At 63.7% G+C, this 20,877-nt stretch carries 20 protein-coding genes and 1 tRNA gene; 15 read left to right on the forward strand and 6 right to left on the reverse strand.

The annotated features are described in order from the left end of the window. Positions 1-143 precede the first annotated feature (143 nt). Together rplA and rplK are read right to left on the reverse strand one after the other, a co-directional pair. Complete coding sequence (rplA, locus tag C8J26_RS12025) at positions 144-836, reverse strand: 50S ribosomal protein L1 (protein WP_056411270.1); 693 nt, start codon at positions 834-836, stop codon at positions 144-146. Positions 837-840: 4 nt separating this feature from the next. Further along, a complete protein-coding gene (gene rplK, locus C8J26_RS12030; RefSeq protein ID WP_031392847.1) occupies positions 841-1,272 on the reverse strand; it encodes a 50S ribosomal protein L11 in 432 nt (143 codons plus the stop codon). 301 nt (positions 1,273-1,573) lie between these two features. On the opposite strand from rplK, the gene C8J26_RS12035 reads away from it, so the two are divergent. The 4 genes from C8J26_RS12035 (at position 1,574) to C8J26_RS12050 (ending at position 6,761) form a co-directional block, all read left to right on the forward strand. Further along, positions 1,574-4,003, forward strand: coding sequence for a TonB-dependent receptor (locus tag C8J26_RS12035; RefSeq protein ID WP_244185277.1), 2,430 nt, complete (start codon positions 1,574-1,576; stop codon positions 4,001-4,003). A 211-nt stretch (positions 4,004-4,214) separates the two neighbouring features. Next, positions 4,215-4,973, forward strand: coding sequence for a hypothetical protein (locus C8J26_RS12040; protein WP_107958334.1), 759 nt, complete (start codon positions 4,215-4,217; stop codon positions 4,971-4,973). Position 4,974: 1 nt separating this feature from the next. Next, positions 4,975-6,156, forward strand: coding sequence for a M48 family metallopeptidase (locus C8J26_RS12045; RefSeq protein WP_244185278.1), 1,182 nt, complete (start codon positions 4,975-4,977; stop codon positions 6,154-6,156). An 8-nt stretch (positions 6,157-6,164) separates the two neighbouring features. Next, complete coding sequence (locus C8J26_RS12050; RefSeq protein ID WP_107958914.1) at positions 6,165-6,761, forward strand: hypothetical protein; 597 nt, start codon at positions 6,165-6,167, stop codon at positions 6,759-6,761. 329 nt (positions 6,762-7,090) lie between these two features. Here the strand turns inward: C8J26_RS12050 and nusG are convergent, their stop codons facing one another. Continuing rightward, a complete protein-coding gene (nusG, locus tag C8J26_RS12055; RefSeq protein ID WP_055872668.1) occupies positions 7,091-7,627 on the reverse strand; it encodes a transcription termination/antitermination protein NusG in 537 nt (178 codons plus the stop codon). 13 nt (positions 7,628-7,640) lie between these two features. Continuing rightward, positions 7,641-7,838 carry a preprotein translocase subunit SecE gene (gene secE, locus C8J26_RS12060; RefSeq protein ID WP_056047594.1) on the reverse strand — a complete coding sequence of 66 codons (198 nt, stop codon included), beginning with the start codon at positions 7,836-7,838 and terminating at the stop codon, positions 7,641-7,643. 751 nt (positions 7,839-8,589) lie between these two features. Here secE and C8J26_RS12065 point away from each other — a divergent pair. Continuing rightward, positions 8,590-11,334: a methyl-accepting chemotaxis protein gene (locus C8J26_RS12065; protein ID WP_208631384.1), complete on the forward strand. Its 2,745-nt coding sequence runs from the start codon at positions 8,590-8,592 to the stop codon at positions 11,332-11,334. Positions 11,335-11,585: 251 nt separating this feature from the next. Here the strand turns inward: C8J26_RS12065 and C8J26_RS12070 are convergent. Beyond that, positions 11,586-11,662 (reverse strand) — tRNA-Trp (locus C8J26_RS12070). A gap of 419 nt (positions 11,663-12,081) precedes the next feature. On the opposite strand from C8J26_RS12070, the gene rpsL reads away from it, so the two are divergent. The 5 genes from rpsL to C8J26_RS12095 all read left to right on the forward strand — a co-directional run bounded on the left by rpsL (position 12,082) and on the right by C8J26_RS12095 (position 17,077). Further along, complete coding sequence (gene rpsL / locus C8J26_RS12075; RefSeq protein ID WP_010164594.1) at positions 12,082-12,453, forward strand: 30S ribosomal protein S12; 372 nt, start codon at positions 12,082-12,084, stop codon at positions 12,451-12,453. A gap of 77 nt (positions 12,454-12,530) precedes the next feature. Next, complete coding sequence (rpsG, locus tag C8J26_RS12080; RefSeq protein ID WP_055872660.1) at positions 12,531-13,001, forward strand: 30S ribosomal protein S7; 471 nt, start codon at positions 12,531-12,533, stop codon at positions 12,999-13,001. 124 nt (positions 13,002-13,125) lie between these two features. Beyond that, complete coding sequence (gene fusA / locus C8J26_RS12085) at positions 13,126-15,222, forward strand: elongation factor G (RefSeq protein ID WP_056411262.1); 2,097 nt, start codon at positions 13,126-13,128, stop codon at positions 15,220-15,222. Positions 15,223-15,328: 106 nt separating this feature from the next. Next, positions 15,329-16,522 (forward strand): elongation factor Tu, encoded by a 1,194-nt coding sequence (tuf, locus tag C8J26_RS12090; protein ID WP_031393767.1) that lies wholly within the window; start codon positions 15,329-15,331, stop codon positions 16,520-16,522. A 114-nt stretch (positions 16,523-16,636) separates the two neighbouring features. Next, positions 16,637-17,077, forward strand: a complete 441-nt coding sequence (locus C8J26_RS12095) for a hypothetical protein (protein ID WP_146168824.1) — start codon at positions 16,637-16,639, stop codon at positions 17,075-17,077. 91 nt (positions 17,078-17,168) lie between these two features. Here C8J26_RS12095 and C8J26_RS12100 read toward each other — a convergent pair whose 3' ends face one another. Further along, the gene (locus C8J26_RS12100; RefSeq protein WP_244185279.1) at positions 17,169-17,486 is read right to left on the reverse strand and encodes an endonuclease domain-containing protein; all 318 of its coding nucleotides are present in this window, start codon (positions 17,484-17,486) and stop codon (positions 17,169-17,171) included. A gap of 267 nt (positions 17,487-17,753) precedes the next feature. Here C8J26_RS12100 and rpsJ point away from each other — a divergent pair, with 267 nt between their 5' ends. The 5 genes from rpsJ (at position 17,754) to rplB (ending at position 20,876) form a co-directional block, all read left to right on the forward strand. Next, positions 17,754-18,062 carry a 30S ribosomal protein S10 gene (rpsJ, locus tag C8J26_RS12105; protein WP_007406109.1) on the forward strand — a complete coding sequence of 103 codons (309 nt, stop codon included), beginning with the start codon at positions 17,754-17,756 and terminating at the stop codon, positions 18,060-18,062. Positions 18,063-18,349: 287 nt separating this feature from the next. Continuing rightward, a complete protein-coding gene (rplC, locus tag C8J26_RS12110) occupies positions 18,350-19,096 on the forward strand; it encodes a 50S ribosomal protein L3 (RefSeq protein ID WP_055872654.1) in 747 nt (248 codons plus the stop codon). Between the two features lie 2 nt (positions 19,097-19,098). Next, the gene (gene rplD / locus C8J26_RS12115) at positions 19,099-19,725 is read left to right on the forward strand and encodes a 50S ribosomal protein L4 (RefSeq protein WP_056411256.1); all 627 of its coding nucleotides are present in this window, start codon (positions 19,099-19,101) and stop codon (positions 19,723-19,725) included. Then, positions 19,718-20,032, forward strand: coding sequence for a 50S ribosomal protein L23 (locus C8J26_RS12120; protein ID WP_031393763.1), 315 nt, complete (start codon positions 19,718-19,720; stop codon positions 20,030-20,032). The genes rplD and C8J26_RS12120 overlap by 8 nt, the downstream gene beginning before the upstream one ends. 4 nt (positions 20,033-20,036) lie before the next feature. Further along, on the forward strand, positions 20,037-20,876 hold the full coding sequence (gene rplB, locus C8J26_RS12125; protein WP_056411252.1) for a 50S ribosomal protein L2: 840 nt from the start codon (positions 20,037-20,039) through the stop codon (positions 20,874-20,876). Position 20,877: the final 1 nt, after the last annotated feature.

Consider the following 20,877-nt stretch of genomic DNA (forward strand, 5'->3'; position numbering starts at 1 on the left):
AAAAGGGCCGGGATCGCTCCCGGCCCTTTTCGATTTCAGCAGCAGGACAAGAATGAGTCCCGTCCTCGTCGGTCGCGGTTGCCCGCGCCGGCCGGCCTGTCGCCATACGTGGCTAGCGTTCGCTAGCCACGTGCGGCTCGGGCTTAGGCGCCAGCCACTTCGGTCGTGTCGACCTTGATGCCTGCACCCATGGTCGACGAGATCGCGACCTTCTTGACGTACTTGCCCTTGGCGCCGGTCGGCTTGGCCTTGACCACTGCGTCGACCAGTGCGTCGAAGTTCGCGCGCAGATCTTCCGCCGGGAACGACGCCTTGCCGATGCCCGAATGGATGATGCCGGCCTTCTCGACGCGGTATTCGATCTGACCGCCCTTGGCGGCTTCGACCGCGGCGGCGACGTTCATCGTCACCGTGCCGAGCTTCGGGTTCGGCATCAGGCCCTTCGGACCCAGCACCTTACCGAGGCGACCGACGATGCCCATCATGTCCGGGGTCGCGATGCAGCGATCGAAATCGATCGTGCCACCCTGGATGGTTTCCATCAGGTCTTCCGCGCCGACGACGTCTGCGCCTGCTGCAAGGGCCTCTTCAGCCTTTGCGCCGCGGGCGAACACGCCGACGCGGACGGTCTTGCCGGTGCCCTTGGGCAGCGTGACGACGCCGCGGACCATCTGGTCTGCGTGACGCGGATCGACGCCCAGGTTCAGCGCGACTTCGATCGTCTCGTCGAACTTCGACGTGGCGCCCGACCGTGCGAGACCGATAGCCTCGTCGATGCCGTGCAGCTTGACGAGGTCGACCGTGATGGCCTTCTGCTTCTTGCTCAGCTTAGCCATGATATCAGCCCTCCACCACTTCGAGGCCCATTGCGCGGGCGCTGCCTTCGATGATCTTCGTCGCAGCGTCGATATCGTTGGCGTTGAGGTCCTTCATCTTCGTCGTGGCGATCTCGCTCAGCTGCGAGCGCTTGATCTTGCCAGCGACGACCTTGCCCGGCTCCTTCGAACCCGACTTGAGACCAGCGGCCTCCTTGATCAGGTACGATGCCGGCGGGGTCTTGGTCTCGAACGAGAACGAGCGATCCGCATAGACCGTGATGACGGTCGGGATCGGCATGCCCTTCTTCAGTTCGCTCGTGCCGGCGTTGAACGCCTTGCAGAACTCCATGATGTTCACGCCGCGCTGACCCAGCGCAGGCCCGATCGGCGGCGCGGGCTTTGCCTCGCCTGCAGGCACCTGCAGCTTGATGTATCCGGTAATCTTTTTAGCCATGTCACTCTCTTTATGTGAGCCTAGCGGTGATGGCGGCCATCTCGCGACAGCCTCCCGCAATTCCAACAGTGAAGGTGGAAGCCGGCGCGCATAGCCGAAAACGCGCAGAGCGGCAACACCCTGCTGCGCCCCTCTCGCCTGGTGATCCCCGCTTATTGATACCCGCCTAGTGATACCCAATCGTCACACGCTGTCGCACAAATTAAAACTGTAGCGAAACGGTCACCCGACTGTCGCCGCGCCGCCATAGGTGCCGCCCCGGGGAGTGATGATCGACCGATCTCGCTAGGGGTTTTCAAGAATGACGATGTTTTCTCGTACCGCCGCACGGCTGTTGTGCGGCGCTGTCGGCCCGGTCGCGGTCGCGGTCGCGGTCGCGGTCGGGTTCGTACCGGTCGCCGTATCGGCGCAATCTCTGGTCGCCAAGGACGCCGAGCCCGGCTCCCCCGCGCCGGTCGCCGCGCCCGAGCCCGTGCCGGCCGCCGGCCAGGACGACACGATCGTCGTCACCGGCACTGCCACGCGCTCGGTCGCGCAGATCAGCGGCGTCGACATGCAGAAGATCCTCCCCGGCGTCAGCCCGCTCAAGGCGTTGCAGACGCTGCCGGGCGTGACCTTCCTGACCGCCGATCCATGGGGCAACAACGAACAGAACATCTCGCTGTTCGTCCACGGCTTCAACGCGCAACAGCTCGGCTACACGCTCGACGGCCTGCCGCTGGGCGACCAGAATTACGGCAATTACAACGGCCTGTCGCCGCAACGTGCGATCATCTCGGAGAATGTCTCGCGCGTGACGCTGGCCAGCGGCGCGGGCGATCTGGGCACTGCATCGACCAGCAACCTCGGCGGCACGATCGACACCTTCTCGAGCGATCCGCGCAAGGAAATGGGCGTGCAGATCGACCAGACGCTCGGCAGCCATTCGACCTCGCGACTGTTCGCGCGGATCGACAGCGGCACCTTCGGCAACGGCAACAGCTTCTACATTTCGGGCTCGCGCCAGAAGGCGAAGGCGTGGGATTTCAACGGTATCCAGGGCGGGTATCAGGCCAATGCGAAGTTCGTCCATGACGATTCCAACGGCAAGCTGACGCTCTACGCGGCCTATTCGGACAAGACCGAGCCGAACGAAGACTCGACCGTCATCACCACCGCGACGCAAGGTACTGCGCCGTATGTCCGTCCGTTCAAGTTCCCCGACTTCCAGGGGATGCTCAACTATCTGAACTCGGGCGCGTACAAGGCCGACGGCTCCAACTACAGCAACTATTACGGCGTCGCCGCGCGGACCGATTATCTCGGCTACGTCAAATATGACTGGAACGTCAGCGACCGCGTGACCTTCTCGAACCAGGCCTATTACCATCATAATGACGGCGTCGGCATCATCGGCGGCCCGATCGACGTCGCCGGCCTGCCCAAGCTGTTCTCGTTCTATTATCCCGGCCAGAACCTGACGACGGTGTTCGGCGGATCGGGGCTGGCGACGCGGACGACCGAATATCGCATCGCCCGCGGTGGCCTCGTGTCGACCGTCGGCATCGATCTCGGCGCGCATCACATCGAGTTCGGTGCCTGGTACGAGCATCAGAGCTCGTCGGCCTATCGCCGCTGGTATCCGTTCCCCGTCAACGACCCCACGACGCCGTATCAGCGTCCCCGCGACTCGCTGACTCCGCTGATCACGCAATATCATAGCGAAGTGCGCGTCGACGAATACCAGGCGCACATCCAGGATAGCTGGAAGCTGCTGCCGACCCTCACGCTCCAGGGCGGCGTCAAGAGCACGTTCCAGAACGCGTCGCAGCGCGTACCGACCCAGCCGATCCCGGGATCGTTCACCGGCTCGGTCGCGCTGCCGGTCGGCAAGATCGACACGCACAAATACTTCCTGCCGCAGCTTGGCGCGCTGTGGGATGCGACCGACACCGAGCAGGTGTTCGTCAACGTCCAGAAGAACATCCGCCAGTTCCAGACCAGTGCCGCCGCCGGCCTGTCGCCGTTCGCGCTCGGCAGCCAGGCTGCGTTCGATCTGTTCAAGGACAATGTCGAGCCCGAGACGAGCTGGACGTACGAGGCGGGCCTCCGCTCGCATCACGCGCTCAGCCTTGGCCCGATCACCGGGTTCGAGGGCCAGATCAGCGTGTATCACGTCGATTTCAGCAACCGCCTGCTCGGCATCAGCCCGACGCCGGTGGTCACCGCGGTCGTCAGCGGCGCGGCGATCCTCCAGAATGTCGGCGCGGTGAAGACCGATGGCGTCGATATTGCGGGCACGATCCGGTTCGGCCCGCACTTCTCGTTCTACGACGCGCTGTCGTACAACAACTCGCGCTATGAGCAGGACTATGTCAGCGGCACGACCACGGTCGGCACCGCGGGCAAGAAGGTGCCGGGCAGCCCCGACTGGCTCAACAAGTTCACCGCTTCGGCCAATTACGACATCTTCGACGCGCAGCTCATCGGGGATTATATCGGCAAGCGGTACGCGACCTACACCAACGACCTGTCGGTAAAGTCCTACTTCACGCTGTCGGGCCGGATCGCCGCGCGCGTGCCCTTGTCGGAAGGGCAGATCGTCAAGACCGCGACGGTCAGCCTGAACGTGACGAACATCACCAACAAGCTCGCCGCCTCGACGCTTAGCATCGGTGCGGCGAGCGGCACGTTCAACCAGTTCCCGGTCGCCCCGCGCCAGGTCTTCGGCACGATCAGCGTCGGGTTCTGATCGCGGTCGAGTCCTCCCTTGGGCGGGGAGGGCTCGACACTGCGGTGCAGCCGCGGCGGGGCGATCACGAGGTCGCGGATGCGTACCGGTCATGGGGGTATGACCCGGCAGGTATCGATCAAACCCGACCCAATAATCTCCGAGTGCGAACCATATTGTCGGCTAGCATCGACCGCGATCGGATCGAGCATCCGACGATATCGGGGGGATCATGGTCAAACCTTTTCGCACGCTGCTTGCCGCGTTGTGCCTGTCGCTGCTCGCCGCCGCGCCTGCCTTTGCGCAGGAAAAGACCGGTGCGAAGCCCGGCTTCGTGCTCAAGCCTGGTACCGCGCGGGTCGTGCTGATGCGGCCGTCGATCCTGGTCGGCGCGCAGTCGACGGGCGGGATGTTCGAACCCAATGCCGACTGGACCGATCAGGCGAAGGAAAACCTCGCCGCCGCGCTCGCGGCTGCGCAGACGGGGCTCGGCAACAGCGTCGTCGCCTATGCAGAGCCGGTCGGTGCGGACTCGGCGCGGGTGGCGGAATATCAGGAGCTGTTCGACGCGGTCGCGTCGTCGGTGATCGAGTATCAGTTCTTCGCGGGCAACCGCCTGCCGACCAAGAAGCGCAAGGACCAGTTCGAATGGGGGCTCGGCCGCGAGGTCGGCGCGCTGCCAGGCCTGGCCAATGCGGATTACGCGCTGTTCATCACCACCGAGGATCATTTCGGTTCGACAGGGCGCAAGGTGCTGCAGCTCTTCGCGGCGATGGCGAACGTCGGCGTGACCGCTGGCGTCCACAAGGGGTTTGCCGGGCTCGTCGACCTGCGCACCGGCGACCTCGTCTGGTTGAACGCCGACATGCAGATGGGCGGCGACGTCTGCGATCCGGCGGGCGCGGGCAAGCGTGTCCGGCAGTTGTTCGAGGGCTTTCCGGGCAAACCGGTGGAGGCGCCCGTCTCCGGCACCCCCGCCGCGGTCCGCTGACATGCGCACTCACGTGGCAGCGCTGCTGCTCGGCGCGACGGTTTTCGCGAGCGGCGCGGCGGGTATGGCGACTGGCGCCGGCGACACGGGGCGGCTGGCGCTGCCGACCTATTCGCAGGCCTATACCCCGACCACGGTCGACGAACGCGGGGTGTGGATGGAGGCGGACGAGGACGAGCGACGGTTGCGCGAATCTCCATCGGTGATCCGGGATCCGGCGCTCAACGCCTATGTCCGCGGGGTATTGTGTCGCACCGTCGGGGACGATCGCTGCCGGTCCGTGCGGATCTATATCGAGCGGGTTCCCGCGTTCAACGCGTCGATGGCGCCCAACGGGACGATGATCGTCTGGTCGGGGCTGCTGCTCCGCGTGCGGAACGAGGCCGAGCTCGGCGCCATCCTGGGTCATGAATTCGGCCATTTCGAGCTGCGGCATAGCGTGCTGGGGTTCAGGAACCGGCGGAGCGGCACCGATCTGATGGCGTGGGCGTCGATCCTCATCCGCAACAGCGGCGACATCCAATATGCGGCGATCGGCCAGATCTACGCCTTCGATCGCGCGCAGGAGCGCGAGGCCGACATGATCGGCTTCCGGTATCTCGCGCGGTCTTGCTATCCGGGCTCGGCCGCGGCCGATGTCTGGGACCATATCATGGGCGAGTCCGACGCGACCGCGCTGGGGCGCAGGGGCAGGGCGCAGCATAAATATGTCGCGGGCTTCTTCGCTTCCCACCCGACCGAGCTTGCACGGGCCACCTATCTGCGCGCCGCGTCGCTCGGGATCGCCGAGGCCAAGTCCGTCGTCGTCGATACGCATCAGGCGGCGATGGCGGCATGGTTGCCGATCTTCCTCAACGACCAGATCAAGCTCAACGATTTCGGCGGCAGCGAATATATCCTGGCGAACCTCGCCGCGGGCAGCGGCTGGACGACGCCGCTGCTCTACGCGCGCGGCGAGCTGTACCGCGAACGCGGCAATCCCCGCGATCTCGTCAGCGCGGCGCAATTCTACCAGGAGGCGATCGGTCGCGGCGATGCTCCGGTCGAAGCGTATCGCGGGCTCGGCCTCGCGCTGCTGCGCAACCAGCAGGCCGCCGAAGGGCAGGCCGCGCTCGCCACCTATCTCCGCCTGAAGCCGGCCGCGCCCGACGCCGCGCTCATCGCCACCCTGGTCTCGCAATGAGGAAGATCATGTCCATCACGTATCGCACTGGGCTTTCGGCCCTGGCCGTGTTCGCGCTCGCCGCCCCCGCCATGGCCGGCAACACGCTCATTCCACCCGGTTTGCGCGTCGCGGTCGCCAAGTCCGCGATGACGGTGGTGCCGAGCATCGAATGGAACAAGCTGGGCGCGCGTCCGGGGCGCAATTCGGAGAGCTGGACGCAGGACGGCGACGATTTGAACGACCTCACCTTCTATGGCGGGATCGAGGCCGGCCGGCCGCTGTTCCGCGAGGTCGACAAGAAGAACCAGCCGCTGCCGAAGGTGTCGGCGACGATGCTGATCACCGATATCCCGGTGTTGCTCGAAAACAGCTACCGCGTCGCGCTGGGTGCGGCGTCGTTCAAGGTCGACCTCGTCGAGCCGCTGCCCTTTGCCGGCAACAAGGGGGTGCGCTTCACCTACAGCTTTTCGAAGCAGAACGAGACGCTCCAGCGCCGCGGCGAGGCGCGCGGCGCGGTGATCGCGGGCAAGCTGTACCTGATCACCTATGAGGCGCCGGGCCTCTATTATTACGATCGCAGTGCCGCGGCGTTTCGGGCGGTGGCCGAGAGCGTGAGGCTGTAACGGGCCGGGCCGAGGCAGCTTGGTACGGCCCGCCTACTAAGGCCCTATTGGCGCGGTCCCCAGACGCACCAACATTGTGCACTCTGTAGCCAACTGCGGACTACCCGGGACGCATCCCCTCTCCTGTCATCCTGACGAAAGTCAGGATCTCAAGCAGCTAGAACGGTGTCAGAGGTGCAGGTATTCACTAGGCCGCGTCTCGTGCGCCAAAACGCGACGCGGGAGTAAATCCCGCGTCGTCGGCCGGGCCGTTGGCCCGCCGGCCGGTCGAGGCCGTCTCAGGATCAGCTCGCGCTGATCCTGTGCGGCCGCAAGTAACGCTTTGCGCGTTACTTGCTTCTCTCGACCTGCTCGAACTCGAGCTCGACTGGCGTCGCGCGACCGAAGATCGACACCGACACCTTGACGCGGCTGCGGTCGAAATCGAGTTCCTCGACCAGGCCGTTGAAGGTCGCGAACGGACCGTCGAGAACCTTGACCTGATCGCCGATCTCGTAGTCGACCTTGACCTTCTGCTTGGGGGCCGCGGCGGCCTCTTCCTTGCTGTTGAGCATCCGCGTGGCTTCCGCCTCGCTGATCGCCTGCGGCTTGCCCATGCTGCCAAGGAAGCCGGTCACCTTGGGCGTGTTCTTGACGAGGTGATACACGTCGTCGTTCATGTTCAGCTTGGCGAGCACATAGCCCGGCATGAACTTGCGCTCGACCGCGATCTTCTTGCCGCGGCGGGCCTCGGTCGTGGTTTCGGTCGGGACTTCGATCTGCTCGACGAGCTGTTCGAGACCCATGCGGGTCGCCTCGGCCATGATCGAGTCGCGGACCTTGCCCTCGAAGCCCGAATAGGCGTGAATGATGTACCAGCGCGCCATGACGGAACCTTGCTTACTGAGCGAGTTTGAGGAGAGCGGAGACGATCGCTTGCAGGATCGAGTCGACGCCCAGGAAGAACAGCGCGAGGATCGTCGTCATGATCACCACCATCACGCCGGTCATCACTGTTTCGCGACGCGTCGGCCACGTGACCTTCGCGGTCTCGTTGCGGACCTGCTGGATGAATTCGAGAGGGGACGTTTTCGCCACGATGTTCTTCGAACCCGCTGATTGAGAAAATTGAGATGCGAGGCATAAACCATCTGACCGCTCCCTGTGAAGGGCAGCGGCGGCGGTCCGTCCTCGCTGTCGGAAGCGCGGCAGATAGCTTTGGCGGGTGACGAAAGCAAGTGCGCGGGTCGGCGGAGGGCCAAGGCGTCGCGCAGCGATCGCGCGGACGAAAAAAAAGGCCGGTACGAAACCGGCCATATAAGGTTTTAGGAGAGGATGCCTGAAAGGCGTGATCTTTGTGCGTTGCAGCACGGGAATGCGCAATTGCGTAAATTGCATTATGGATTGCGTTTCCTGCAACCGTAAGACGCGCATCGCACCACGGCTACGTGCCTGGCGGGATCGATACGCGAAAGACACGCTGCCTTTGGCCGCCGGCCCCACACATGGGCTCGGCCTCGCCCCCGTCGATAACGGTCGAAATATCTTGCCCGTCGCGCGCCCGGTCCACGGCGTTCGTCCTAAGATACCGTAAGATCCTTGTCGGTGGCCGGTCGTGACCCGCGTTCCCGGCAGGGGCGAGCCGGCATGAGAGCGTGAGGTACAGGTGGCCCAGGTCATATCCCAGATGGAAACACCGCCAGGACCCGCGACGGTCGCCGCGGAGCGCTATGCGGGCCCGGCAAGACGGTCGTCATTACCGCGCGTGCCCGGCGCGGGCAGAGCAGCATGGCGCGCTGGGGGCGGCGTCGCGCTGCAATCCCGGCAGCCGGTCAAAGGACTTTAATCGATGGTTCCTGAACTCTTCGGCGGTGTATCCTCGCGCGTCGTGATGACCGAACTGGCGCGGCTCGAAGTCGCGATGGCGGGCGGCAATCTGGCGGAGCGCGCCAGTCTCTCCGACGCCAGGGGGCAGACCCGGCACGTCCTCGACGCGATCAACCGGCTGCTCGATCGTACGCTCGAGCCCGTCACGGCGCTAGACGACGCGATCGCGGGCATGAGTGCGGATCACGACCGGGGCGATATCGACGCCGTGCTGCCCGCGGACTCGTTCCAGGGCAGCTTCGCCGTCACCGCGAAGCGCGTGAACGCGATGGTCGCCGGGCATATCGCGGTGAAGAAGAAAGCGATGGCCTGTGTGAAGGCGTTCAGCGAAGGCGATTTCGAGGCCGCGCTGGAGCCATTCCCCGGCAAGAAGGCGTTCATCAACGACACCATCGAGACGCTGCGCGGCAACCTGAAGGGGCTGATCGCCGAGATGCGGCACATGTCGGCCGAGCATGACAAGGGCGACATCGACGTCTTTGTCGCCGCGCAGAAGTTCAAGGGCGATTTCGGCGTGATGGCGCAGGGCGTGACCCCGGTCGCCGCGCTGAACGTCGGCATCGGCACGATGGCCGCGGCGCATGATATGGGGGACATCGACGTCGTCCTGCCCGTCGAACGCTTCCATGGCGACTGCGCGTTCATGGCGCGGCGCGTCAACGCCATGGTCGCCGCCCATATCGCGGTGAAGAAAAAGGCGATGGCCTGCGTCAAGGAGATCAGCGAGGGGCGTTTCGAGGCACCGCTCGAGCAGTTTCCCGGCAAGAAGGCGTTCATCAACGAGACGATCGAGGCACTGCGCGGCAATCTCAAGGGCCTGATCGCCGAGCTGAACCACATGTCGGCCGAGCATGAGAAGGGCGATATCGACGTCATCGTCGCCGCCGACACTTTCAAGGGTGACTTCGGCGTGGTGGCGCGCGGCGTGAACGAGATGGTCGCCAGCCATATCGCGGTGAAGAAGAAGGCGATGGCCTGCATCAAGGAATTCGGCGAAGGCAATTTCGAGGCCGCGCTGGAGCCATTCCCCGGCAAGAAGGCGTTCATCAACGACACCGTCGAGACGCTGCGCGGCAACCTGAAGGGCCTGATCGCCGAGATGCACCACATGTCGGCCGAGCACGACAAGGGCGACATCGACGTCTTCGTCGCCGCGCAGAAGTTCAAGGGCGACTTCGGGGTGATGGCGCAGGGCGTGAACGACATGGTTGCCAGCCACATCGCGGTGAAGAAGAAGGCGATGGCGTGCATCAAGGCGTTCGGCGAAGGCGATTTCGACGCGCCGCTCGAACAGTTCCCGGGCAAGAAGGCGTTCATCAACGACACCGTCGAGACTCTGCGGCACAATCTGCGCGCCATCACGCAGGAGATCCAGCGGCTGATCATGGCCTCGACCGCGGGACATCTGAACGAGCGCGGCGACGCCACGCGGTTCGTCGGCGACTTTGCGGCGCTCGTTTCGGGGATCAACGGCATGCTCGATGCGATCCTGCTGCCGATCGTCGAGGGTAATCGCGTGCTCGACCTGGTCAGTGCAGGCGACCTCAGGGAGCGCGTCGAGATCCCGTGCGACGGCGATCACCGGCGGATGAAGGACTCGGTGAACGCGCTGGTCGACAATCTGCGCACCGGCGCCAGCCTGGCGGACAGGATCGCCGATGGCGACCTAACCGTCAGCCACACGCCGCTCTCCGACCGGGACATGCTCGGCCAGGCGCTCGTTCGCATGGTCGATCGCCTGCGCGACGTGGTGGGCAACGCCAACGCCGCCGCGACCAGCGTCTCGTCGGGCAGCCAGGAATTGTCGGCAAGTTCGGAACAATTGTCGCAAGGCGCGACCGAACAGGCGGCGGCGACCGAACAGGCCTCTGCCTCGATCCAGGAGATGGCGGCCAATATCCGCCAGAACGCGGAAAATGCCGCACAGACCGAGAAGATGGCCCGCCAGTCGGCGCGCGATGCCGAGGTCAGCGGGGTGGCGGTCGACAAGGCGGTCGGCGCGATGCGCACGATCGCCGACAAGATCGGCATCGTCCAGGAGATTTCCCGCCAGACCGACCTGCTCGCGCTGAACGCCGCGGTCGAGGCGGCGCGCGCGGGCGAGCATGGTCGCGGCTTTGCGGTCGTCGCCTCCGAGGTGCGCAAGCTCGCCGAACGCAGCCAGAGCGCGGCGGCGGAGATCAGCCTGGTCTCGTCGGAAACCGTCAAGGCGGCGGCCGATGCGGGCCAGATGCTGTCGCGACTGGTGCCCGACATCCGCCGGACCGCCGAACTCGTGCTCGAGATCAGCTCGGCGTGCCGCGAGCAGGATATCGGCGCGTCGCAGATCACCGAGGCGATCCAGCAACTCGACCAGGTCACGCAGCAGAATGCCAACGCGTCCGAGCAGATCTCGTCGACCTCGGAGGAACTCGCAACGCAGGCCGAGGAGCTGCAAGCCAGCATCGCCTATTTCCGTGTCGGCGACGAGGCCTCCGCACCGCTGCCCGACATTCCGCCAGCAACGGCGCGTCGGCGTGCCCCGGCGCCGGCGGCCAAGCCTGTGGAGAGCATAGCAAGGAAGGTCGCGCACCGCCCGAAAGCCGCCAGCGGCGCCAGGTCCAACACCATCGCCGGCCGGCTCTCACAGCGCAAGGGCTTCGCGCTGGACCTGAGCCTGGGCGGCCCCGACCCGGACGATGCCGATTTCGGCGGCAAGTCGGTCTGAGCGGTAGGGAGAGGGGCTTCAGGTCGCCCCCACCGACGTCGCCGGAATCACGGTGGTGCCCGGTTTCGGCGTAGGATTATGCGCTGAACGCCGGGCACTGGCGTAAAAGCCGGTGAGGCAGGGCAAGCCTCAGACGAGGCCGGACGTCGACGACGAGTCGCCAGACTTCTTATCGCTGATGTCGTACCGCGATCGCGACTCGGTCCCCGAAAATCCCGGTCGGGCGATCATGCGCCCGTTACGGGGCGTTGTGGCAGGAGTGCTCGGATTCGAACCGAGGGCCTTCGGTTTTGGAGACCGACGCTCTAACCAACTGAGCTACACTCCTAGGCGGTCGCGCCCTTTACCCAGCGGTTTCGGGGAGGGCAAGCGCTCTTTCGCCATCGTTCGTCCGCATGGTGAATATTGGTCGCAATTTCCTGGTCGCGTGCGATGAGCATCGGTCTTTCGATCGATACGGGAGAGCGAGTCCTGATGGCCGTTCGCCGTGGCGCCGTCCGCCCGGGCGGGGCGGTGGTTCGTCGACGTGGAAAGGTCGTTGGAGGCTGTCGCCGCCGGTTGACCGACGCCCTATCCTGGCATATAGGCGCGCCCTGTTCTTCGGGAGTCTTTCCCGCCGGGCATGCTTGAACATTGCTGGATGCATTCCAGGGCCTGAGGAGCGGTTTCGCTTCCTAGGGTCCTTTTTGTATTCTCAGGCGCCTCAATGGCTCCAGCAAAGTAACCACTTGAAAGGTGAAGGCTTCAATGCCGACGATCAACCAGCTGGTCCGCAAGGGCCGCGATCCGCAGAAGGCCAAGTCGAAGGTCCCTGCGATGGAAGCAAATCCGCAGAAGCGTGGCGTTTGCACGCGCGTCTACACGACGACCCCGAAGAAGCCGAACTCGGCTCTGCGCAAGGTGGCCAAGGTTCGCCTGACCAACCAGCGCGAAGTCATCAGCTACATCCCGGGCGAGGGCCACAATCTTCAGGAGCATTCGGTTGTCCTGATCCGTGGCGGTCGTGTCCGCGATCTTCCCGGTGTTCGCTATCACGTCCTGCGCGGCGTGCTCGATACACAGGGTGTGAAGGACCGGCGTCAGTCGCGTTCCAAGTACGGCGCCAAGCGTCCGAAGTAAGCCGGTCGATGCCAGCCGACGCAAGTCGGCACTGGTATGATTCGATCATCAAGGCTGAAGTTTAGAAGGAATATAAAATGGCACGTCGTCGTCGTCCCGAAAAGCGGGTCATCCTGCCTGATCCCAAGTTCGGGGATGAGGTTCTGTCGAAGTTCATGAACAGCGTCATGCTGGACGGCAAGAAGTCCGTCGCAGAGCTGATCGTGTACGGTGCATTCGAAACCGTCGAGCAGCGCGCCAAGCGCGACCCGATCGGCGTTTTCCACGATGCGCTGAACAACGTGAAGCCGGGCATCGAAGTCCGTTCGCGTCGCGTCGGTGGTGCAACCTACCAGGTTCCCGTCGAAGTGCGTCCCGAGCGTGCACAGGCGCTGGCGATCCGCTGGCTGATCGGTGCGGCACGTTCGCGCAGCGAGAACACGATGGCCGCGCGGCTGTCGGGCGAGCTGATGGATGCTGCCAACAACCGCGGTAACGCGGTCAAGAAGCGCGAAGACACGCACCGGATGGCTGAAGCCAACCGTGCATTCTCGCACTACCGCTGGTAAAAGCGGGCTTCGAAGCCTAGCATTGGTAACCGCGGTCGCGGGCGGTCTTTCGCCCGTAACGCAAACACCTATATATTGGGGAGCCGGCACGTTCGGCTCCCCATATCCTTAAGGAAGCACGATCATGGCCCGCAGCCATCCGCTCGACCGTTACCGCAACATCGGCATCATGGCGCACATCGACGCCGGCAAGACGACGACGACCGAGCGCATCCTCTATTACACCGGCAAGTCCTACAAGATCGGCGAAGTGCACGAAGGCACCGCGACGATGGATTGGATGGAGCAGGAGCAGGAGCGCGGGATCACGATCACGTCGGCTGCAACCACCTGCAAGTGGCGCGCCGAAGAAGGTAAGGGCGAAGAGCACCTTATCAACATCATCGACACCCCGGGCCACGTCGATTTCACGATCGAAGTCGAGCGTTCGCTGCGCGTCCTCGACGGCGCGGTCGCGTGCTTTGACGGCGTTGCCGGCGTCGAGCCGCAGTCCGAGACCGTGTGGCGTCAGGCCGACAAGTACGGCGTGCCGCGCATGTGCTTCGTCAACAAGCTCGATCGCACCGGCGCCGATTTCTACTTCTGCGTCAACTCGATCATCGATCGTCTCGGTGCGCGTCCGGCGGTCCTGTACCTGCCGATCGGCATGGAAGGCGGCTTCAAGGGCCTCGTCGACCTCGTCGAGAACCGCGCGATCATCTGGCTCGAAGAGAGCCTGGGCGCTAAGTTCGAATATGCCGAGATCCCCGAGGACATGGTCGAGAAGGCTGCGAAGTATCGCAGCGAGCTGATCGAGATGGCCGTCGAGCAGGACGATGCTCTGATGGAAGCCTATCTCGAGGGTAACGAGCCGAGCGTCGCCGACCTCAAGAAGCTGATCCGCAAGGGTACGCTCAGCATGGCGTTCGTGCCGGTGGTCTGCGGTTCGGCGTTCAAGAACAAGGGCGTCCAGCCCCTGCTCGACGCCGTGGTCGACTATCTGCCTTCGCCTCTCGACGTTCCCGCGATTCAGGGCCTGAAGCTCGACGGCGTGACGCCGGACGAGCGTCCTTCGTCGGACGAGGTTCCGTTCTCGGCGCTGGCGTTCAAGATCATGAACGATCCGTTCGTCGGCACGCTGACCTTTGCCCGCATCTATTCGGGCAAGCTGGAGACCGCATCGCAGGTCACCAATTCGGTCAAGGACAAGAAGGAAAAGGTCGGCCGCATGCTGCTTATGCATGCGAACAGCCGCGAGGACATCCAGGAAGCCTTTGCTGGCGACATCGTCGCGCTCGCGGGCCTCAAGGACACCACGACGGGCGACACGCTCTGCGCGATGAACGCACCGATCATCCTCGAGCGGATGGAATTCCCCGAGCCCGTGATCGAGCTGTCGGTGGAGCCGAAGACCAAGGCCGACCAGGAGAAGATGGGCGTCGCGCTCAATCGTCTCGCACGCGAGGATCCCTCGTTCCGCGTGTCGTCGGACCCCGAGTCGGGCCAGACCATCATCAAGGGCATGGGCGAGCTCCATCTCGAGATCCTGGTCGACCGCATGAAGCGTGAGTTCAAGGTCGAGGCCAATGTCGGCGCTCCTCAGGTCGCGTATCGCGAATATCTGAAGAAGCCGGTCGACGTCGACTACACGCACAAGAAGCAGTCGGGCGGCACCGGCCAGTTCGGTCGCGTGAAGGTCAAGGTCACGCCAGGCGAGCGCGGTTCGGGCATCACGTTCAAGGACGAGATCAAGGGCGGCAACATTCCGAAGGAATATCTGCCCGCGATCGAGAAGGGCTTCCGCGAAACCGCCGCTTCGGGTTCGCTGGTTGGCTTCCCGATCATCGATTTCGAGATCGTGCTGTATGACGGCGCGTATCACGACGTCGACTCGTCGGCACTGGCGTTCGAAATCTGTGCACGTGGCGCGATGCGCGAAGTGGCACAGAAGTCGGGCATCACGCTGCTCGAGCCGGTCATGAAGGTTGAGGTTGTTACCCCGGAGGATTATCTGGGTGACGTCATCGGCGACATGAACAGCCGTCGTGGCCAGATCCAGGGCACCGATAGCCGCGGCAACGCGCAGACGGTCGAGGCGATGGTGCCGCTGGCCAACATGTTCGGTTACGTGAACTCGCTCCGCTCGTTCACGCAGGGTCGTGCACAATACTCGATGCAGTTCTCGCATTACGACGAAGTGCCGCAGAACGTCGCCGACGAGGTGAAGGCGAAACTGGCCTAACCCTTTAAGGGGGTAGGGCTAGCGTCAGGCTTTAACAGCCGCTATGGGGCCGCGTTCGCGCGGTTCCCGGTGTGGCACCGGAATACGAATCAGAAGGTAGGAAACAATGGCCAAGGCAAAATTTGAGCGGAACAAGCCGCATCTCAACATCGGCACCATCGGTCACGTCGATCATGGCAAGACGTCGCTCACCGCTGCGATCACGAAGGTTCTGGCAGAGACGACCGGCGGTACCGCTGTCGACTTCGCCAACATCGACAAGGCTCCCGAGGAGCGCGAGCGCGGCATCACGATCTCGACCGCACACGTCGAGTACGAGACGGCCAACCGTCACTACGCGCACGTCGATTGCCCGGGCCACGCCGATTATGTGAAGAACATGATCACCGGCGCAGCCCAGATGGACGGCGCGATCCTCGTCGTTTCGGCGACCGATGGCCCGATGCCACAGACCCGTGAGCACATCCTGCTCGCACGCCAGGTCGGCGTGCCTGCCATGGTCGTGTTCATGAACAAGGTCGATCTGGTCGACGACGAGGAAATCCTCGAGCTGGTCGAGATGGAAATCCGCGAGCTGCTCAGCTCGTACGACTTCCCGGGCGACGACATCCCCGTCATCAAGGGTTCGGCAACCTGCGCGCTGTCGGGTTCGAACCAGAAGCTCGGCGCCGACGCCGTCACCGAGCTGATGCAGGCTGTCGACGACTACATCCCGCAGCCCGAGCGTCCGCTCGACAAGCCGTTCATGATGCCGATCGAGGACGTGTTCTCGATCTCGGGTCGTGGTACGGTTGTCACCGGCCGCGTCGAGACCGGCATCGTCAAGGTTGGCGAGGAAGTCGAGATCGTCGGTATCCACCCGACCGTTCGCAAGACCACGGTCACGGGCGTCGAGATGTTCCGCAAGCTGCTCGACCAGGGCCAGGCTGGCGATAACGTCGGCGCGCTGATCCGCGGCGTTGCACGCGACGAAGTCGAGCGTGGCCAGGTGCTCTGCAAGCCGGGCACGATCAAGCCGCACACCGACTTCAACTCGGAAGTGTACGTGCTGTCGAAGGAAGAGGGTGGCCGTCACACGCCGTTCTTCGCCAACTACCGCCCGCAGTTCTACTTCCGTACGACGGACGTGACCGGCACCGTCGAGCTGCCCGAGGGCACCGAGATGGTCATGCCAGGCGACAACGTGTCGCTCGGCATCAAGCTTATCGCCCCGATCGCCATGGACGTGGGCCAGCGCTTCACGATCCGCGAAGGCGGCCGTACCGTCGGTGCAGGCGTCGTGAGCCAGATCGACAAGTAAGCATCTTCTCCTTCGGGAGTTGATCGAAAAGAGCCCGGCTTCTCGTGAGAGAGGCCGGGCTTTTTCGTGTTTGGTGAATTGGGGGGCAATGTGGTCCGGTGCGATATGTCCGCAATGAACCGCCTCACTCTAAAGTATGCGTATGATCGGAGTTTCTTCGATCCAAAACTTACGCGTGACGATTTCGGTTACCTCTCGATATCTGCGCGAACGGATAGCTTTTCCGGGCGCGGAGGCTTTTGGGTACAGTGGCAGGATGTGCGGGAATTTAGCGAAGCCCTTGCGACGTTTCCCATAGCGACAAATGCGCCGATCGCGGCACAGTGGGGCTACGAGATGCAGGAAGGTGACGACCTCATCCTGCGAATCGCGATCGCCGCGGCGAACAAGCATGGCGATCTTCTTGCTAGCTTCGTGATCGCCGATCTACACAGTCGGAGTAGTCGGGTTAGCGGCTCGTTTCAGACAAACTATCCGGACATTGAGGATTTCCGTTTGAGCATCGCTCGAATGATGGACAGTGAATTCGAAGAGGCCGTTCTAGAAGGTCGGTAGCTTAGGCCCGACCCCGCGACCGACCCCGGGCTGCGATCCTCCCCCGCTTGGGGGGAGGTGGCGCCGAAGGCGTCAGAGGGGGAGGGGGCGATTAGCTCTCGAAGGAGGTGCGCCGGTCGACTGCGACGGACGTGATCTGGCGGAGGACGTCGTCCAGATTTGCTAGCATTTCCCGGGCTGGGTAGCGGAGGATGTGGATGTTTTGGGCGACTAGCCAAGCGTCTCGGGCTGCATCTCGTTCGGGGCGGTCGCCGTGGTTGTGGCATTCGCCGTCGACTTCGATCGCGAGTCGGGCAGGGGCACAGTAGAAGTCGAGAACGTGCCCTCCTGCTGCATGTTGTCTTCGGAAACGCAGGCCTGCCTCGTTGCTTCGCAGTACGAGCCAAAGCGCTATCTCCGGTGGGGTCATTTACTTTCGCAGGCGCTTAGCGTTGCCGCAGCCGGGTTGGGATCCATCGAGTCGCATCGCCTGCCTCCCCCTCCGTCACGCTTCGCGTGCCACCTCCCCCTTGCGGGGGAGGATTGATGGGTAGCATGCTGCGGGACGAGATGAGCCGGAAAACCCGCAACCCCCAGTTGCATTTCACCCGACTCTCCCGTAATGGCCCGCCTTCGGTTTAAACATCAACCAGCAAGAGCCCGGAAACGGGCCCGCTCTTTCGCATCGGTAGGGACTATGGACAGCAATATCCGCATTCGTCTGAAGGCGTTCGATCACCGTGTGCTCGATCAGGCCACTGGCGACATCGCCGACACCGCACGCCGCACCGGCGCGCTCATCCGCGGTCCGATTCCCCTTCCGACGCGCATCGAAAAATTCACCGTGAACCGCGGCCCGCACATCGACAAGAAGTCGCGCGAGCAGTTCGAGGTGCGCACGTACAAGCGTATGCTGGATATCGTCCAGCCGACGCCGCAGACGGTCGATGCGCTGATGAAGCTGGACCTCGCCGCTGGCGTTGACGTCGAGATCAAGCTCGCCTAAGGGCGAGCGCGGCGCGGTCGACCGGTAACGGTCCCGCGCCGCTCGACATTGGGATACCGCCGTCGGTGCAAACCGACGGGGCAGCGTCCCCCGTCACGTTCCTGCTTTTGCAGGAACACCAGCCCGGGACGGGGCGCGTTTCGTATTTACCGGGTTGATCCGACTCCATTCAGGGCATTTGCCGGGAATGGGGTCAGGTGGATGCATCATGGAGCTTGCTCCGGACATGGTCCGCAAGCCCCCGAGGAATAGTCCGACGGGGCCTCTGTCTAGGAAGGGACAAGATCATGCGTACTGGCGTGATCGCGAAGAAGATGGGGATGACCCGCCTGTTCCAGGAAGATGGTCGGCACGTGCCGGTCACCGTTCTGGCACTCGAAGGCAATCAGGTCGTTTCCGTTCGCGAAATGGATCGTGACGGCTACACCGCCGTCCAGCTTGGTGCAGGCGTTGCCAAGTCGAAGAATGTTGCAAAGCCGCAGCGCGGCCATTTCGGCAAGGCCGAAGTGGAGCCCAAGGCTGTCGTCCATGAGTTCCGTGTGAACGCAGACGGCCTGCTCGACGTTGGCGCCGAGATCTCGGCCGACCATTACGTCGCAGGCCAGATCGTCGATATCCAGGGCAAGACCCAGGGTAAGGGTTTTCAGGGCGGCATGAAGCGTTGGGGCTTCGGCGGTCTGCGGGCAACCCACGGCGTGTCGGTCTCGCACCGTTCGCTCGGTTCGACCGGTCAGCGCCAGGATCCGGGCAAGGTCTTCAAGAACAAGAAGATGGCCGGCCACATGGGCGACAAGTATCGCACCCAGCAGAACCTCGAGATCGTATCGACGGACGTCGAGCGTGGTCTCCTGTTCGTCAAGGGTTCGGTTCCTGGCTCCAAGGGCGGCTGGCTCTTCGTCAAGGACTCGGTGAAGGTCGCGCGCCACGCCGACGCACCGTTCCCCGCCGGTCTCAAGACCACCAACAGCAACACTGCAGCAGACACGCCGGCCGAAACGACCGACGCACCTGCAGCCGACGGCCAGGAGGGCTGAGCGTGAAGATCAAGGTTTCATCTTTCGCCGGTACCGACGCTGCGGACATCGAGCTCAACGACGAGGTCTTCGGCCTCGATCCGCGCGCCGACATCCTGCACCGTGTCGTCACCTGGCAGCTCGAGAAGCGTCGCGAGACGGCTCGCGGCACCCGTGAGCGCGCAGACGTCGCCCGCACCGGCAAGAAGTTCGGTCGCCAGAAGGGCGGCGGTACGGCGCGTCACGGCGATCGTCGCGCCCCTGTGTTCATCGGTGGTGGTAAGGCTCACGGCGCTCGCGTCCGTGACTTCAACCCGTCGCTGAACAAGAAGGTTCGCTCGCTCGGTCTGCGCATGGCGCTCAGCAGCCACGCCAAGGCGGGTTCGCTGGTCATCATGGACAGCTTGGCTGTCGAGGGTGGCAAGACCAAGACGCTGCTCGGCGATCTCGCCAAGCTCGGCTTCGGCAAGCGTGCGCTCGTCATCGACGGCGACATGGTCGACACCAGCTTCGCATTCGCTGCGGGCAACCTGTACGAAGTGAACGTGATGCCGGCAGCCGGCGCCAACGTTTACGACATCCTGAAGCATGACACGCTGGTGCTGACGCGCGCCGCTGTCGAAAAGCTGGAGGCGCGCTTCCATGGCTAAGAAGCAGAAGGCGGGCATCGATAATCGTCATTACGACGTTATCCTGGCCCCGCACATCACCGAGAAGACGACGACTCTGTCGGAGCACAACGCGGTGGTGTTCAAGGTGTCCAACGACGCCACGAAGCCCGAGATCAAGGCGGCCGTTGAGGCGCTGTTCGACGTGAACGTCGTCGGCGTGAACACGCTCGTCCAGAAGGGCAAGACCAAGAAGTGGAAGGGCACGAACTACTCGCGCTCGGACATGAAAAAGGCAATCGTGACGTTGAAGGACGGTCAGTCCATCGACGTGACGACGGGGATCTGAGGCCATGGCACTCAAGCATTATAATCCGACATCGCCGGCACGCCGCGGTCTCATCCTGGTCGACAAGTCGTCGCTCTGGAAGGGTCGCCCCGTCAAGGCGCTGACCGAAGGTAAGCACAAGACCGGCGGTCGTAACAACAAGGGCCATGTGACCTCGCGCGGCATCGCCGGCGGTCACAAGCAGAAGTACCGCTACATCGACTTCAAGCGTCGCAAGTGGGACGTCGAAGGCACCGTCGAGCGGATCGAGTATGATCCCAACCGCACCGCGTTCATCGCCCTGGTCAAGTACCCGGACGAAGAACTCGCCTATATCCTGGCGCCGCAGCGTCTGGCGATCGGCGACAAGGTGATCGCGGCCAAGAAGACCGACGTGAAGCCAGGCAATGCCATGGAACTCGGTCAGATGCCGGTCGGCACCATCGTCCACAATGTGGAGATGAAGCCGATGAAGGGTGGCCAGATCGCCCGTTCGGCCGGCACGTATGTGCAGGTCGTCGGTCGCGACAAGGGCATGGTGATGGTCCGCCTGAACTCGGGCGAGCAGCGCTACATCCGCAGCGATTGCATGGCGACGGTTGGCGCGGTCTCGAACCCCGACAACCAGAACCAGAACCTGGGCAAGGCCGGTCGTTCGCGCTGGATGGGTATCCGTCCGCTGACGCGCGGCGTCGCCAAGAACCCGGTCGACCATCCGCACGGCGGTGGTGAAGGCCGTACCTCGGGTGGCCGTCATCCGGTTACGCCGTGGGGCAAGCCGACGAAGGGTGCGCGTACGCGTCACAACAAATCGACCGACAAGATGATCATCCGGTCGCGTCATTCGACGAAGAGGAAGGGCTAAC

Source organism: Sphingomonas aurantiaca, assembly GCF_003050705.1.
Taxonomy (GTDB): Bacteria; Pseudomonadota; Alphaproteobacteria; order Sphingomonadales; family Sphingomonadaceae; genus Sphingomonas; species Sphingomonas aurantiaca.

Bases quoted from the DNA above. Each gene is read 5' to 3' on its own strand.
- rplA (WP_056411270.1), bottom strand. From the start codon at position 836: ATGGCTAAGCTGAGCAAGAAGCAGAAGGCCATCACGGTCGACCTCGTC.
- rplK (WP_031392847.1), bottom strand. From the start codon at position 1,272: ATGGCTAAAAAGATTACCGGATACATCAAGCTGCAGGTGCCTGCAGGC.
- C8J26_RS12035 (WP_244185277.1), top strand. From the start codon at position 1,574: ATGACGATGTTTTCTCGTACCGCCGCACGGCTGTTGTGCGGCGCTGTC.
- C8J26_RS12040 (WP_107958334.1), top strand. From the start codon at position 4,215: ATGGTCAAACCTTTTCGCACGCTGCTTGCCGCGTTGTGCCTGTCGCTG.
- C8J26_RS12045 (WP_244185278.1), top strand. From the start codon at position 4,975: ATGCGCACTCACGTGGCAGCGCTGCTGCTCGGCGCGACGGTTTTCGCG.
- C8J26_RS12050 (WP_107958914.1), top strand. From the start codon at position 6,165: ATGTCCATCACGTATCGCACTGGGCTTTCGGCCCTGGCCGTGTTCGCG.
- nusG (WP_055872668.1), bottom strand. From the start codon at position 7,627: ATGGCGCGCTGGTACATCATTCACGCCTATTCGGGCTTCGAGGGCAAG.
- C8J26_RS12065 (WP_208631384.1), top strand. From the start codon at position 8,590: ATGGTTCCTGAACTCTTCGGCGGTGTATCCTCGCGCGTCGTGATGACC.
- rpsL (WP_010164594.1), top strand. From the start codon at position 12,082: ATGCCGACGATCAACCAGCTGGTCCGCAAGGGCCGCGATCCGCAGAAG.
- rpsG (WP_055872660.1), top strand. From the start codon at position 12,531: ATGGCACGTCGTCGTCGTCCCGAAAAGCGGGTCATCCTGCCTGATCCC.
- fusA (WP_056411262.1), top strand. From the start codon at position 13,126: ATGGCCCGCAGCCATCCGCTCGACCGTTACCGCAACATCGGCATCATG.
- tuf (WP_031393767.1), top strand. From the start codon at position 15,329: ATGGCCAAGGCAAAATTTGAGCGGAACAAGCCGCATCTCAACATCGGC.
- C8J26_RS12095 (WP_146168824.1), top strand. From the start codon at position 16,637: ATGAACCGCCTCACTCTAAAGTATGCGTATGATCGGAGTTTCTTCGAT.
- C8J26_RS12100 (WP_244185279.1), bottom strand. From the start codon at position 17,486: ATGACCCCACCGGAGATAGCGCTTTGGCTCGTACTGCGAAGCAACGAG.
- rpsJ (WP_007406109.1), top strand. From the start codon at position 17,754: ATGGACAGCAATATCCGCATTCGTCTGAAGGCGTTCGATCACCGTGTG.
- rplC (WP_055872654.1), top strand. From the start codon at position 18,350: ATGCGTACTGGCGTGATCGCGAAGAAGATGGGGATGACCCGCCTGTTC.
- C8J26_RS12120 (WP_031393763.1), top strand. From the start codon at position 19,718: ATGGCTAAGAAGCAGAAGGCGGGCATCGATAATCGTCATTACGACGTT.
- rplB (WP_056411252.1), top strand. From the start codon at position 20,037: ATGGCACTCAAGCATTATAATCCGACATCGCCGGCACGCCGCGGTCTC.